Origin of the sequence: Massilia genomosp. 1 (assembly GCF_011682185.1) — a bacterium.
GTDB lineage: Bacteria > Pseudomonadota > Gammaproteobacteria > Burkholderiales > Burkholderiaceae_D > Telluria_A > Telluria_A rubra.
Genome location: NZ_WHJF01000005.1, coordinates 1 through 13,709 on the forward strand (window position 1 = coordinate 1; position 13,709 = coordinate 13,709).

Below are 13,709 nucleotides of genomic sequence, written 5' to 3' on the forward strand. Positions count from 1 at the left end.
CATCCCGCCTCGAAGGTCGAGCAGCTGACACCGCGACTGTGGAAACAGCATTGCGCCGACAATCCGCTACGCTCGGACCTGCACAGATTTAACGGCTGATCTACAACGCCGCTCAGCTACCGCTTACATTCTAGCGGCGATTACGGTCTTCGAACGGGGTTGTGCCGGAGCCGTGACGCGCGCGCCACCGGCGCATCTATCGGGCGCTCGTGAAGCCGCTTCAGCCACACCACAAGCGTGGATTGGACAATTTTCTCATGTCGCCCCGGACACGAATATCACCTGGGTGATGTCGCTGCGCCTGTCGCGCTCAAGCCAGATTCACGGCACATGAGAGAACACATTGAGCGTCTCAAAATCTTCCAGTCGCTCACTTTGTCGAACGGGATAGGCTGCCGGATTCACCAAAATCGACTGTTGAAGTTGGCGCGGGAGGGCGCCCAGATGCAGTCGTACGATCTAGCCAACTTCGAGGACGAGCGGCTTTACGCTACCTTGGTAGCGCTGGCGATGTCTTTATCGGTGTGGCCGTGACTGCCTCCGCATTGCTGAGTCAAAATGCACAGGAAGGGTGGAATCGACTTGTCCAGCGCAAGGCCGCGTTCTTCGTTGTCAGACAAGCAGAATGCCAATGCCAAAGATGCCGCGCGAGTATTGATTGATAGTGAAACGAATTTGACAAAAAGCGATACAAAAAATGGATTTTGCGTTACGATAACCATTGGAAGTGAATCATTTTATAGAATAATTGTTGCAATGGCATTCCCCCACCTATCTGAAGTTTTGAAAATCCTTGACGGTGCGTTGAAATCCAACGCGACCATGTCGACTAATTACGCCGGTCTGCTTGCCGACAAGCTAGAGCAGGATGGCGAGCGCGAAACCGCAGTCCGAATTCGCGAGCGCCTAGCGCGCGCACCGACTGCGGTGGCGCATACCCAGGACGCATCTAGAATCTCCGCAGGCTTGCCCGTGGATCAAGAAAGCCGGCTCGATACCGTCGATGTCAGCGCACCCGTCAAGGGCGCAGTGACCTTGCACCTGCCTGGGGGGACAGCAAACCGGATTACAGAGTTTCTGCAATCGGTCCGACACTATGATCGCTTGCGCGCCGCTCAGGCAGCACTGCCACTGCGCTTGCTGTTGTATGGTCTGCCGGGTACCGGAAAGACCCAGACGGCGCGATGGATTGCCGGGGAACTGGAGCTGCCGTTGTTGACCGTGCGCTGCGACACATTGATCAGCAGCTTGCTCGGCCAGACAAGTAAAAATCTGCGGCGCGTATTCGACTATGTAGAGCAACGGCCTTGCGTGCTATTCCTGGACGAATTCGATGCATTGGCGTCGGCGCGCGGCAATGAGCGTGACGTTGGCGAACTGCAGCGCGTGGTGATCGCCTTGTTACAAAATATCGATGCTCTGTCCGAAAACACCATCGTGCTTGCCGCGTCAAACCATGAGCGATTATTGGACCCGGCGGTCTGGCGTCGTTTCCCCTTCCAGCTCCCGCTGCCGTTGCCCGATCACGAATTGCGGCTGTCTATGTGGAAAGCCATGCTCGGCCCTTTCGTCCCAGTCAACCTAAATCTTGAGGCGGTCAGTACAAAATCGGACGGCGCCTCGGGCGCACTGATCGAGCTTGTGGCGATGGATACGAAGCGACAAGCCATCCTGGCCGGCAAACCGCAGGTGGATGAAGGCGAGCTGTTTCGCCGGCTTGCCCTAGCGATGGCGCTAGGCCAAGGCGAGACATTGGCATCGCTGGGCGATGAGATTTGCTGGCTGCGCAAGTGGGACGCAAAAATATTCTCGATCAGGGAACTGGCTCGCCTGTATAGCGTTTCCACTAGGCAAATAAACCATCTCATCCAAGGCAACCATGGCAACGCAGGCAAATCGCCCCGTAAGAGGTAGTGCCACAACCAGCAACCCGATCGCCCATGTCGCTTATCAGACGCGCGACCTGTCCGGCGTTGTCACCCAAGGGGGCGGCGGCAAGGAGCTCGTGCCTGTCACCGACGAGCTTCGCCGGGCGTTGCAGGCTTCGGTGGGGCAGGCTGCTGCTGAGATTACAGCCGAAGCGTCGGCGCCTGACGTGCCAGGGGTAATGGTCATCCGCCTGCGCAACATAGCGGTGGCAAAGACCCACCGCCCGATGAAACTGATTGCCGAGGCTAGCATGCCGCCGGCGGGGCATGGTGAGATCAACGAGATGCTCGTGGCGGTCAATCCCGTGAGCCTTGGCCATCTGAAGGAGCTGATCGGCCAGCGCAACACGAAGGCAATTCGTGCCAATCTGTCGGCGGTGGACGGCTTTGAAGCATGGAACGCGCAGCGCCGTCTGCCCAAGTTCCTGCGCCGCCTGCCAATGGAGGAGGTACTGCGGACACTTTGCGCCGTGAAGCGGCGATTGATGATAAAAGTCTTCTCGCACTACGCTGCCGCGACGACACAGCTGGTCGTTGAGCGCCTTCTACAACTTCTTCGCGGTCACGAGCTCACTTTCACAACGCTCGACCAACGTGTCGGTCCACCATTATTTTTGGTGGACATGAACGATGCAATGACGCCGGCAGCTCTGGCCGCGATATTACAATACCAAGGCATCCGCCATGTTCGGCCGGAACCTATGGTGCTGCCTGCTGCGGCAAGCATGCCCGGACTGGCGGTGGCCCCGCGTTTCACTACGGAGCCTCCGGCGCCGGACCTTCCAACTGTTGCCGTATTCGATTCCGGTGTCGATCCCGCCAGCGCGCCGCTTGGTTCTTGGGTGACCAGCCGCGACGTCTATGTCCTCCCACCCGACACCGACTATGTACACGGGACCGCCGTGGCCTCCCTTATCGTCGACAGCGCCGGCCTGAACGGTGGCCACCCCTACTTTCCGAATGCAGCATGCCGCATCCATGACGTATGCGGGCTGGAGGCGAACGGTGCGCCAGAGTCGGACCTCATTGTGCGCCTGCGCGACGCCCTCGCGAAACGTCCGGACATCAAGGTGTGGAACCTGTCGCTCGGCGGAATCGAAGTTGGCGACGACGAATTCAGCGACTTTGGGAGGGAGCTTGATGCCTTGAGTGATGCATTCGGCGTGTTGTTCGTGGTCGCTGCGGGTAACTACACGATCATGCCGCGACGTGGCTGGCCGGCGGGATCGGACGTGCTGGCAGACCGCATTACGAGTCCTGCGGATTCGGTACGGGCCCTGACGGTTGGCGCTGTCACTCACAGGGATAACGTAACGAGCCTGGTGCGGACCGATGAACCGGCGCCATATTCGCGCCGTGGGCCCGGACCGGTGTTCACACCCAAACCAGACATTGTCCACGTCGGCGGTAATGCGGATGCCCGCATGAATTCCACTGACATCGGCGTCCATGTCCTCGCGCCCGGCAACATGATCAATTGCGGATGCGGAACGAGCTACGCCGCGCCGATTGCTGCCGCCATGGCCGCGCGCACCTGGCATAGTCTTGCTTTGCCAGGCAGGCCCTACGACGTAGCGGTTTCCCCAACCATGGTCAAGGCCTTGTTGATTCATAGCGCCCAGCTCAACTCGCCCGAACGCGGCATGGCGGAGCGCCGCTATTACGGCACCGGCCTGCCTGGTGACCCAATGATGGTGCTGTACGATTCCGATTCCAGTTTCACGATGCTGTTCGAACTGGACATCGTCGACACCATGAAGTGGCGTAAGGCACCGTATCCAATCCCGCCATCGCTTCTGCACAACGGTAAATTGCGAGGCGAAGTTATCATGACGGTGGCGTACGCGCCGCCACTCGATCCGGCAGCTGGCGCGGAATACGTCAGGTTCAACGTTGACGTTGGTTTCGGTACTTTTTCTCCCAATCCCGGCGGCGAGCCGCGCTTCAATGGCTGCGTACCCGCAGAAGGCGAGCTCGGCACTACCGGGCTCGAAGAGGCCCAGGTGGAACACGGTGGAAAATGGTCGCCCGTGAAAGTCTACCGACGGCGCTTCCCGAAAGGTGTGGCCGGCGATACATGGGGACTGCAAGCGACAATCCTGCGCCGAGCGATCGAGCCACAGCTTGCCCAGCCACTGCGTGTAGTCATCGCAATTACACTGCGGGCCTTGGATGACAATCCGAATGTTTATGGCGAGGGCCGGACACTGCTTGCCGCAAGTAACTGGATCAGCCAAGACCTCTCCCTGCGTGTCGATGTGCCTGTGCGAACCTGAGATTGAGTAGCTTACAGGATACCTCTATTTCAGATTATATTATTCCGCAGTCACGTCAAATGGCTTGAATCGACGTCCGTTTAAGGATTTTAGCACCTCGCCGAACGCAATCTGCCCAAGCTAAGTCTCTGATTTGTAAGAGGGGCTATTTCAGATTATATTCGGACGTAACAGCTGTTCGCGTTGGACGGCACATCCCTTTGCACTTCGAGCTGCGGCCGCACGGTGTCTTCCCCCGAGGCCTTGTCGATGAGCTGCTTGCCCAGCTGGACGGCCGCGCCGGCCCGGGCAAGATGAAGGCGGCGTACTTCTCGCCCGTCATGGGTGAACAGGATGAGATCTGCTTCCTGCACTACCCCAGCCGGGCGCCAAAGCATGTCGAGACCGCGCTTGGTCTGCAGCGGCCGAATGGCGCCGTATTGCACAGTGATGGCTACAGCGCTGATGAGCATTACGCGAAGAAGACCGGGATCACGCACGCGCAATGCTGGCCACGCGCGCGCCGTAAAATCTTTGATACCAGGGATATCGAGCCGGCGCAAGCCGATCAGGCACTGCACGCGATCGCCGCTCTGTACAAGGCCGAGCAGCAGATTCGCGACGATGGCCTGACGGGCCAGGCCAAGCGTGCATCAGCTCACGCCACGGATCTGGAAAGAGATGTTTGCCGCCAATCCGCTACGCTCGCACTTGCATGACCTTGGCGGCCGACTTACATGCGCCGCCGCGTGACCGCTTACGCCGATAGCGCGTTACGGCGCCGCTTTGCGGCGGCGCGTCATACCCGCCAGGCCGAGCGCACCGATGGCAAACAGGGCCAGGCTTGCTGGCTCGGGTATATTGTTAGCATGCCCGACATAGTTCGGGACAATGCGGGGAACGCCGGGATGGTAGCCATTGTTGGCATCCAAATAGGCCGCCAGTTCGGGATCGATGCTGGTTCCCTCGAGGATCCCGGTGTACGTATCCGAATAAACGATCGTATCAAGATCCTCGCTACGGGTGAACGAGTTCGTTGCGGTGTAGATGAACATGCCGCTGGGGTGCTCGATAAAGCTGATGTTGAACTCTGCCCGACGGTGTCCGTCGTAGTCATCGCGGATAGAGAAGTTACTCGGCCCAAGATCGAAGCCGGTATTGGTGAAATGGGTGCTTGCACTTGTCAGGCAGACACAGCCCGTGCCGGTAAATGGGTAAAAGTGCGTTCCTATGGCAGGGTCGTCATCTTTCAGCCTGAAATCAAACATGGCGATCGACCCGTCATCGTGTTGAATGATGTACCCGAAGATGTTCCCCCAGCTTGTTGCTTCGAAGTTATATTGCGTGTAACCGGCCCATGCGTTGAACGAGCACAGTACCGTGGCGGCGAGGACGAACAGTTTCTTGATCATGGCGGGTATCGGCAAGTGGTTGGAATGCTTACAACTTGAGCAATTTCCATGCCGCGTCAAAACAAACTATATATATCAATCGCTTAACCGGGATTGCAATCATTGATGTTGCGTCTTGTGTAAGGTTTCCCGACATGCAACCGCGTGATAGCGCGTTACGGCGCCGCTTTGCGGCGGCCAGTCACACCCGCCAGGCCGAGCGCACCGATGGCAGACCGGGCCAGGCTCGCTGGCTCGGGTACCTCGTCAGCACATCCGGCATAGTCCGGGACAATGCGGCGAACGCCGGGATGGTCGCCATTGTTGGCATCCAAACAGGCCGCCAGCTCGGGCATGAATTTTCCTTTCAAGCCAAACGCGCAGTCTGCTGGCATCCGGCGTGCCGCGCCCGCCTGCCCCGGCGGCAGCCGCCCCCCCCAAAACAACACCACTGCGTTTTTCCCCGCGCACACGTCCGTATTTTTTGTACAAGCATGCAAGCCTGTTAAGCTAACCGCACATTCACGGTCCGGAGGCAGTCATGCACGCTTGGATTCTTCCCCTGAAACTGTTCGCCTACCTCGTCATCGGGCTCATGGGGCTGGCCATCGCCTACGCCACGGTCATCACGATCCGCTACTGGCCGGCCATGTCGGTCTAGGGGGCGGACGTGAACAAACGACAGGCACGCCATTTCGCCATCGGTTCGACCGTGGTCGCCACCATCGCGTTCATCGGCCTCACCCTCGACAGCCACCGCCAGTTCAAGCACCTCACCAACGGCGACAAGATCACCGCCCAGGTCACGCGCGGCAAGGATGTCTGGCACGCCAACAACTGCATCAATTGCCATACCCTGTTCGGCGAGGGCGCCTACTACGCCCCCGACCTGACCAAGATCACCAAGCTGCGCGGCCAGGCTTACCTGAGCGCGTACATGAAAGACCCTTCCAAGTTTTACGACGAAACACGGCACCGCCGCCTGATGCCCAAGCAAGACATCAGCGATACCGACATCGCCGCCCTGATCGCCTTCCTGGACTGGGTCTCGCATGTCGACAACCAGGGCTGGCCGCCGCGCCCCCTGCTGGTCACCGGCGCGACCTTTCCGGGCACCGACACGAGCGCCGTCGCCCCCGCCGCCGCCAGCGGCGACAACCCGATCGCCCTCGGCGAGCGCCTGTTCCGCAGCGCCACGCCGGCCTGCACCGCCTGCCACTCGAGCGCCCCCGGCGTCAACATGGCCGGTCCCTCGCTGGCCGGCCTGGTCGGCCGCAGCGCGGCCTTGCTGGCCGGCGGCAGCTACCGTGGCAAGGCCACCGATGTCGATGGCTACATCCGCGAATCGGTGCTCGCTCCGAGCGCCCACGTGGTTCCCGGCCCGATGTATTCGACCGACGGCCAGTCCTTCATGCCAACCACCTACGCCAAGGACCTGAGCCCGGAACAACTCACCCAACTGGTCGCCTACCTGTCCTCGCTGAAGTAGGCGGCGCGCCCGCATCACGCGCCTGGATCGTATTTTTCGCCGGAGCTATCGCAATGAGATACAAGTCGCAGTCTGTCGCCTATTGGTACTTTGCCGTCTCCCTGGCCCTGTTCGGCCTGCAACTGGTGTTCGGCTTGCTGTCCGCCACCAAGTACCTGGGACCGGATCCCCTGCTCTACATCCTGCCCTTCGATGTCACCAAGGTGATCCACACCAACCTGCTGATCGTCTGGGTCATCTGCGGCTTCATGGGAGCGACCTACTGGATGGTGCCGGACGAATCGAGAACCGAACTGCACAGCACCAAGCTGGCCTACCTCCAGCTGGTCCTGTGGGTGCTGATGGGGGTCACCGCCATCATCGGTTACCTGTTTCGCTGGGGGACCGGCAACAAGCTGCTGGAACAGCCCTTGCCGCACAAGATCGTCATCGTGATCGTGATGCTGATGTTCCTCTATAACGTGGGCATGACCATCAAGAAGGCGGGCCGCCTGAGCACCACCGAAGGCGTGCTGCTGGGCGGCCTCGGGCTGGCCGCCCTGCTCTACCTGCCGGCGCTGCTGCACTACGAAAACTATACGGTGTCGATTTTCTACCGCTGGTGGACCATCCACCTGTGGGTCGAGGGCGTCTGGGAAATGATCCAGGGCGGTTTTCTGGCTTACCTCTTGATCCGCCTGTCCGGCGCCGACCGCGAAGTGATGGAGAAATGGCTGTACGTGATCGTCGGCCTGGTCTTCATCGCCGGCATTCTGGGCACCGCCCACCACTATTACTGGGTCGGGGTGCCAGCCTACTGGCTGCCGATCGGCGGCGTGTTCAGCGCGCTCGAACCGGTGGCGCTGGTCGGCATGGCCATCTACGCCTACTCGACCATCAAGCGCTCGGGCATGTCCCATCCCAACAAGCTGGCCCTGCACTGGACCGTGGGCAGCGCCGTGTTCACCCTGTTCGGCGCGGGACTGCTGGGGCTGGCGCACACCTTCCCCTCCGTCAACAAATGGACCCACGGCACCCTGATCACGGCCATGCACGGCCACGCCGCCTTTTATGGCGCCTATGTCATGATCGTGCTGGCCATGATCACCTATGCCGCGCCAAGCCTGACCCGCCGTCCCGAAGAAGGCAGCGCGATGGGCTACTGGTCGTTCTGGATGCAGCTCGGCGGCATGTTCGGCATGACCTTGTCGTTCGCCACGGCCGGCATCGGCCAGGTGTATCTGGAACGCATCATGGGCCTGGGCTTTCTCGACGCCCAGCTGAAAATCCAGGTCCACTTCGTGATGCTGCTGGCGACCGGCTCGCTGTTCGCCATCGGCGTGGCGCTGTTCATCATCGACTTCTTCCGCTACGCCCCACGCTTCGGCGCGCAGCTGGACGCTCCCGGCGACGCCGCCGGCTTGCAAGCCCATGCGGGGAGCTGAGGTGCCCGCCCGCGCCGGCAGCGCCCCCTACTACCTGCCCCATGCGGGCGAGGTGGCGCTGTTCGAACAATGCCACCAGCGCCAGCTGGCCGTGATGCTCAAGGGCCCGACCGGCTGCGGCAAGACCCGCTTCGTCGAATACATGGCCTGGCGCCTGCAACGCCCGCTGGTGACGATTTCCTGCCACGACGACCTGAGTACCGCCGACCTGGTCGGGCGCTTCCTGATCGGCGCCGCCGGCACCGCCTGGCATGACGGCCCGCTGACCCGGGCCGTGCGCGAGGGCGCCATCTGCTACCTGGACGAAGTGGTCGAGGCGCGCCAGGACACCGTGGTGGTGCTGCACCCGCTGACCGATCACCGGCGCATGCTACCGATCGACAAGACCGGCGAAACCGTTGCCGCCGCCGCCGGCTTTCAACTGGTGGTGTCGTACAACCCCGGCTACCAGCGCATGCAGAAGGACATGAAGCCGAGCACGCGCCAGCGCTTTGTCGCCTTCGATTTCGACTTTCCGCCGCCCGAGCGCGAAGCGGCCATTGTCGAGCACGAGGGCGCGGTCACGGCCAGCCTGGCGCATCAGCTGGTGACCCTGGGAAACCGCCTGCGCCAGTTGCGCGAGCGCGGCCTGGCCGAGGTGCCCAGCACCCGCCTGCTGATCGCTGCCGCGCGCCTGATCGCCGGCGGAATTGCGGTCCAGGATGCCTGCAATGCGGCCATCGTCTCGCCCCTGTCGGACGAGCCTGCCCTGGTCGGCGCCATGCGCGACCTGGTCAAGGCCAGTTTCATCTAGGTCCGGCGGCCATGGCAGAAGCCGAAGACGTGCTCACCGATGTCGCGCGCCACGCCACGGTGTATCTCCAGGGCCTCTGGCGGCGCCAGCGGAGCCCGCCCACGCCGCCCCGGCTCGACCTGGCGGAGGTTGCCGCGCGCCTGGACCTGCTGGCCGAGGCCGTCTTTGCGCGGCGCTTCCGCCTGCGCCCGGCGCAAGCGCCGGCGCCGCGTACCTGGCTCGATAAGCTGATCCGGCGCGATGAGGCGGCGCCGCCCCTGCACGCCCTTCCCGCCACCGATGGCGCCAGCATCTGGCTGCCGCGCAGCATCGCAACAGGTGGCGACGCCGACGGCGCGCTGGCGCGCTACCGCCTGCTGTTGCTGCAACAGGCCATGCGCGCCGCGCGCGGCAGCGCCAGCCACTACCCCTTTGGCCAGGACGGCGCGCTGCAAGCGTTCTACCATGTGCTCGAAGCGCGCGCGGCGGACGACGCGCTCGCGCTGCTGCTGCCCGGCATGCAGCCGGCGCTGCAAGGCTGGCGCCGGCAAGCGCTGGCGGCGCGGCCGCAGCCGCACACCCTGCCGGCCCGGCTGCGCCCCATCGAAACCATGCTGCGGGCCGTGCTGGCGCGGCAGGACAGCGGCGCGGCGCCGGCGCCCCCGGGCGCGGTGGCGGTGCTGGCGCAGGCGCGGCGGCTGGCCGTGGCGTCCGGGCTGCAAGGCCAGGCGGCGCGCCTGCTGCTCAAGGATGACTGGCTGGGCGAGTTCCTGCCCGCGCCGGTCCTGGGGCATGCCGTACACGGTCACGCCAGGGAGGATGGCGCGAGCGGCGCCGCGGCGGTGCGCAGCGCCAGGCTGGCGCGCCGCCCGCGCGTGCGCGCCGCGCTCGAAGGCGAAGACGAACCGGCTGCGCCGGGTCCGATGATGGTCCAGACCGCCCAGCCGCACGAGCAGGCCGAAGACGCCATGGGCCTGCAGCGGCCCACCGACCGCGATACCGGCAGCGCCGCCGACGACTTCGGCGATTCCCTGTCCGAGCTGGCCGAAGCGCGCCTGCTGTGGTCCCCCGGCGCCGCGCGCGAAGTGCTGTTATCGGACGACCCGCCCGACCGCCACGCCAACAAGCCGGCGCCGGCGCTGGCCTCGGCCGACGGCGAGCGCAGCACCTATCCGGAATGGGACTGGCGGACGGCGTCCTACGCCGGCCCCGGCGCCACCGTCACCGTGTGCGGCGCGGCCGAGGGCGAGCAAGCGGTGCTCGACGCCATCCTGCGCCGGCATGCGGCGGCGCTGCCGGGCGTGCGCCGCAATTTCGAACTGTTGCGGGCCCAGCGTACCCGGCTGCGCCGCCAACTCGATGGCGACGACATCGACCTGCAGGGCTGGATCGATGACCAGGCCCAGCGCATGGCGGGCGGGCCGCCGGAACAGCGCCTGTACCAGGCCGAACGGCGCGCACGACGCGACCTGGCCGTCACCCTGCTGGTCGACCTGAGCGGCTCGACCGATGGCTGGGTGTCGGGACAATCCAGGGTGATCGACGTCGAGCGCGAAGCGTTGCTGATGGTGTGCGTGGCGCTGGACGGCCTGGGCGAGCCGTTCAGCGTGCTCGGCTTTTCGGGCGAAGGCCCGGGCGGCGTCATCGTGCGCCCCATCAAGCGCTTCGGGCAAGGCTACGACAAGCGGGTCGCCCTGCGCATCGCCGGCCTGGAGCCGGAACGGTACACCCGCGCCGGCGCCGCCGTGCGCCACGCCAGCGCCGAATTGATGACCCAGGCAGCCGGGCACAGGCTGCTGATCCTGCTCTCCGACGGCCGGCCCAACGATGTCGACCAGTACGACGGACGCTACGGCGTGGAAGACCTGCGCCAGGCCGTCACCGAAGCGCGCCTGCAGGGAATTTCACCGTTTTGCCTGACCATCGACCGCCAGGCCGCCAGCTATCTTCCGGCCGTGTTCGGCGAGTGCGCGTACGCCTTGCTGCCGCGTGCGCAATTGCTGCCCACCGTCTTGCTGGGGTGGCTGCGCAAGCTGGTCGTCGCCTGAGGCGCGCGCCAGCGGCCCGGCGGGCGCCGGTTCAGGAGCGCGCGTGGCGGGCGCGCAAGGCCAGCACGCCCAGCCCCAGCGCCAGCATGCCGTAGGTGGCCGGCTCGGGCACCGGCGACATCTCGAACCGGGTGTCCTCGGTCCAGCGCAAGGTGTAGGACGCCGCATTGCCCATCCAATAAGAGTATTCCTTGATCTCGACCCCGCTGAGGGCCTCGCCGCCGGCCACGCCGTTCTCGTTCCATGGATCGGTGGTCCAGGCGGTATTGAAATTGAGGGCGCCACCCGGGGTATAGGAAAAATCAAACAGCCCGCAGAGAAACACTTCCGGCCCGCACCCGCCGACATATTGCTGGCCATTGAGCACAAAGGAAGTCACCTCGCTCAGCTCCAGCACCCCATCGCGGTTCGTATCTTCGCTCTCGACATTGCCAGAAATACGCGCATTCGGCAGGAACTGCCCCGCTTCTTCGTGGAACAAACCGGTATAGGTAAACTGGCTTAAGGTGGATGCCGCCTGGGCGCCCGGCGCCAGCATGGCGGCGGCGGTGGCGGCGATGAGCATGGAACGTTTGAGCATGATGGTCTCCTGAAGGAAGCGATAGATTAACAAATTAGCATCTACAAAGTGTCGTACAAACGCCGCATCGACAACAAACAGCTTGCCGCCCACGGCGCGGCGCCTTGCCGGCAAGCGTGCGATCCTCCCCCGTACGCAGTCTTGCAATATTATAGGAAGCACCACAACCGTCCACAGCTCATTCCATGGCCCACATTCATCCCACCGGCTGGCAAGAAATGGCGGTCACCGGCGCCGCCGTGCGCGAGATCGACACGCTGAGCTATCTCGAACGCACCCTGCTCGATGCCCCCTACCGCATCTACCACGGCGTGCATTGGACCAATGTCGAGAATGGCTTTTCCGCCTTCGGCGAGATCGACTTCATCGTCGTCGCGCCGAGCGGGCGCCTGCTGCTGATCGAGCAGAAATCGGGCCTGCTGAACGAAACGGCCGATGGCCTGGTCAAGCATTACGAGGGCAAGCCGCGCAAGGTCGCCAACCACCTGATGCGTTCCATCAAAGGCTTGACCGAGCGCTTCGGCGGCGAGCTGTCGATCGACTACCTGCTGTACTGCCCCGACTACCTGGTGCGCAATCCGCAACTGGCGGGGATCGACCCGCGCCACATCATCGACGCCACCAATAAAGACCGGCTGGCGCGGGTGATCCGCGAGATCCTGCCGATCACCGACATCAAGCCGGGCGAGCAGTTCGAGAAAGTGACGCGCTTTCTCGGCAACATGCTCAGCCTGCGGCCCGATCCGAGCGCCATGATCGGCAATGCGGCGGCCATGGTCACGCGCCTGTCCGGCGGGCTGGCGACCTGGGCGCGCAAGCTCGAATTTACCCCGTTCCGCCTGCGCGTGTCCGGCACCGCCGGCAGCGGCAAGACCCAGCTGGCCTTGGCCGAATACGCGGGGGCCATCGACGCCGGCCTGTCGCCCCTGTACGTGTGCTACAACCGGCCGCTGGCCGACCATATCGGGCAAGTCGTTCCCGCCGGCGGACGGGTGGCGACCTTCCACATGCTCAGCGACGCCTTCCTGCGCGCCCAGGGCCACATCCCCGACTACGCCGCGCCCGGCGTGTGGGACCAGATCGAAGCGCGCATGGCCGGCGCCGCCCTGCCGGAGAGCTGGAAATACGATGTGCTGATCGTCGACGAGGGCCAGGATTTTTCGCTGGCCTGGCGCGATATCCTGCTGCGCATGCTCAAGGACGAGGGCCGCGCGATCTGGCTGGAAGACCCTAACCAGAACCTGTACGGCCGTCCCGCGGTGCCGCTGCCGGGCTGGGTCACCTTGCATTCGGACACCAACTTCCGCAGCCCGCGCCAGATTATCGACATGCTGGCCTCGATCGGCGCCGTCCATCCGCCGGTCCAGGCCGGTAGTCCCTTCAAGGGCGCCGACATCGAGGAGCTGATGTATCCGGAGGGCGACACCGAGGCCATGCTGGCGCAGACGCGGCGCGCGGTCACCCTGTGCCTGGGCGCCGGCTTCGCGCGCCACGATATCGCCATCGCTTCGTTCCGCGGCCGCGACAAGTCGGCCATCCTGCGCCTCGACCAGCTCAGCGAGGCGCACACGCTCAGGTCCTTCACCGGCCAATACGACCTGTTCGGCACCCCGATCTACCGCGAGGGCGGCTTGCTGGCCGAATCGGTGTACCGCTTCAAGGGCCAGTCGGCGCCGGCGCTCATTTTCACCGAGATCGACTTCGAACAGATCGACGAGCTGGTCCTGCGCAAGCTGTTCGTGGGCATGACGCGCGCCAGGCTCAAGCTGGTGCTGGTGCTCAGCGAGCGCGCCGGACAACAGTTGCTGGACCGGATGTAAGC

The 13,709-nt window shown here is 63.6% G+C and carries 11 protein-coding genes; 8 read left to right on the forward strand and 3 right to left on the reverse strand.

What is annotated here, in order from left to right; all coding sequences use genetic code 11:
- Positions 1–582: 582 nt before the first annotated feature.
- The 3 genes from iteA (at position 583) to F1735_RS02840 (ending at position 4,902) form a co-directional block, all read left to right on the forward strand.
- Positions 583–1,914 carry an anti-phage ATPase IteA gene (gene iteA / locus F1735_RS02830; RefSeq protein WP_229505599.1) on the forward strand — a complete coding sequence of 444 codons (1,332 nt, stop codon included), beginning with the start codon at positions 583–585 and terminating at the stop codon, positions 1,912–1,914.
- Complete coding sequence (iteS, locus tag F1735_RS02835) at positions 1,880–4,204, forward strand: S8 family anti-phage peptidase IteS (protein WP_167235513.1); 2,325 nt, start codon at positions 1,880–1,882, stop codon at positions 4,202–4,204. Before iteA ends, iteS begins: the two co-directional genes overlap by 35 nt.
- A 200-nt stretch (positions 4,205–4,404) precedes the next feature.
- Complete coding sequence (locus F1735_RS02840) at positions 4,405–4,902, forward strand: IS66 family transposase (RefSeq protein ID WP_167235514.1); 498 nt, start codon at positions 4,405–4,407, stop codon at positions 4,900–4,902.
- A gap of 54 nt (positions 4,903–4,956) precedes the next feature.
- On the opposite strand, the gene F1735_RS02845 is transcribed toward F1735_RS02840, so the two are convergent.
- Positions 4,957–5,595 (reverse strand): PEP-CTERM sorting domain-containing protein, encoded by a 639-nt coding sequence (locus F1735_RS02845; RefSeq protein WP_167235515.1) that lies wholly within the window; start codon positions 5,593–5,595, stop codon positions 4,957–4,959.
- Positions 5,596–5,750: 155 nt separating this feature from the next.
- Complete coding sequence (locus tag F1735_RS02850; RefSeq protein WP_167235516.1) at positions 5,751–5,930, reverse strand: hypothetical protein; 180 nt, start codon at positions 5,928–5,930, stop codon at positions 5,751–5,753.
- A 314-nt stretch (positions 5,931–6,244) separates the two neighbouring features.
- Here F1735_RS02850 and F1735_RS38185 point away from each other — a divergent pair, with 314 nt between their 5' ends.
- The 4 genes from F1735_RS38185 to F1735_RS02870 are packed head-to-tail and all read left to right on the forward strand — an operon-like array spanning position 6,245 to position 11,307.
- Positions 6,245–7,063 carry a c-type cytochrome gene (locus tag F1735_RS38185; RefSeq protein WP_167235517.1) on the forward strand — a complete coding sequence of 273 codons (819 nt, stop codon included), beginning with the start codon at positions 6,245–6,247 and terminating at the stop codon, positions 7,061–7,063.
- Between the two features lie 53 nt (positions 7,064–7,116).
- Positions 7,117–8,487, forward strand: coding sequence for a cbb3-type cytochrome c oxidase subunit I (locus F1735_RS02860; protein WP_167235518.1), 1,371 nt, complete (start codon positions 7,117–7,119; stop codon positions 8,485–8,487).
- Positions 8,474–9,280 carry a CbbQ/NirQ/NorQ/GpvN family protein gene (locus F1735_RS02865; RefSeq protein WP_167235519.1) on the forward strand — a complete coding sequence of 269 codons (807 nt, stop codon included), beginning with the start codon at positions 8,474–8,476 and terminating at the stop codon, positions 9,278–9,280. Before F1735_RS02860 ends, F1735_RS02865 begins: the two co-directional genes overlap by 14 nt.
- Before the next feature lie 11 nt (positions 9,281–9,291).
- The gene (locus F1735_RS02870; RefSeq protein WP_167235520.1) at positions 9,292–11,307 is read left to right on the forward strand and encodes a nitric oxide reductase activation protein NorD; all 2,016 of its coding nucleotides are present in this window, start codon (positions 9,292–9,294) and stop codon (positions 11,305–11,307) included.
- A 31-nt stretch (positions 11,308–11,338) separates the two neighbouring features.
- Here the strand turns inward: F1735_RS02870 and F1735_RS02875 are convergent, their stop codons facing one another.
- On the reverse strand, positions 11,339–11,887 hold the full coding sequence (locus tag F1735_RS02875) for a PEP-CTERM sorting domain-containing protein (RefSeq protein WP_167235521.1): 549 nt from the start codon (positions 11,885–11,887) through the stop codon (positions 11,339–11,341).
- Between the two features lie 185 nt (positions 11,888–12,072).
- On the opposite strand from F1735_RS02875, the gene F1735_RS02880 reads away from it, so the two are divergent.
- Positions 12,073–13,707: an ATP-binding domain-containing protein gene (locus F1735_RS02880; protein ID WP_167235522.1), complete on the forward strand. Its 1,635-nt coding sequence runs from the start codon at positions 12,073–12,075 to the stop codon at positions 13,705–13,707.
- Positions 13,708–13,709 lie beyond the last annotated feature (2 nt).

Excerpts from the sequence above, each read along its gene's own strand:
- iteS (WP_167235513.1), top strand. The coding sequence starts at position 1,880 with ATGGCAACGCAGGCAAATCGCCCCGTAAGAGGTAGTGCCACAACCAGC.
- F1735_RS02845 (WP_167235515.1), bottom strand. The coding sequence starts at position 5,595 with ATGATCAAGAAACTGTTCGTCCTCGCCGCCACGGTACTGTGCTCGTTC.
- F1735_RS02850 (WP_167235516.1), bottom strand. The coding sequence starts at position 5,930 with ATGCCCGAGCTGGCGGCCTGTTTGGATGCCAACAATGGCGACCATCCC.
- F1735_RS02860 (WP_167235518.1), top strand. The coding sequence starts at position 7,117 with ATGAGATACAAGTCGCAGTCTGTCGCCTATTGGTACTTTGCCGTCTCC.
- F1735_RS02865 (WP_167235519.1), top strand. The coding sequence starts at position 8,474 with ATGCGGGGAGCTGAGGTGCCCGCCCGCGCCGGCAGCGCCCCCTACTAC.
- F1735_RS02870 (WP_167235520.1), top strand. The coding sequence starts at position 9,292 with ATGGCAGAAGCCGAAGACGTGCTCACCGATGTCGCGCGCCACGCCACG.
- F1735_RS02875 (WP_167235521.1), bottom strand. The coding sequence starts at position 11,887 with ATGCTCAAACGTTCCATGCTCATCGCCGCCACCGCCGCCGCCATGCTG.
- F1735_RS02880 (WP_167235522.1), top strand. The coding sequence starts at position 12,073 with ATGGCCCACATTCATCCCACCGGCTGGCAAGAAATGGCGGTCACCGGC.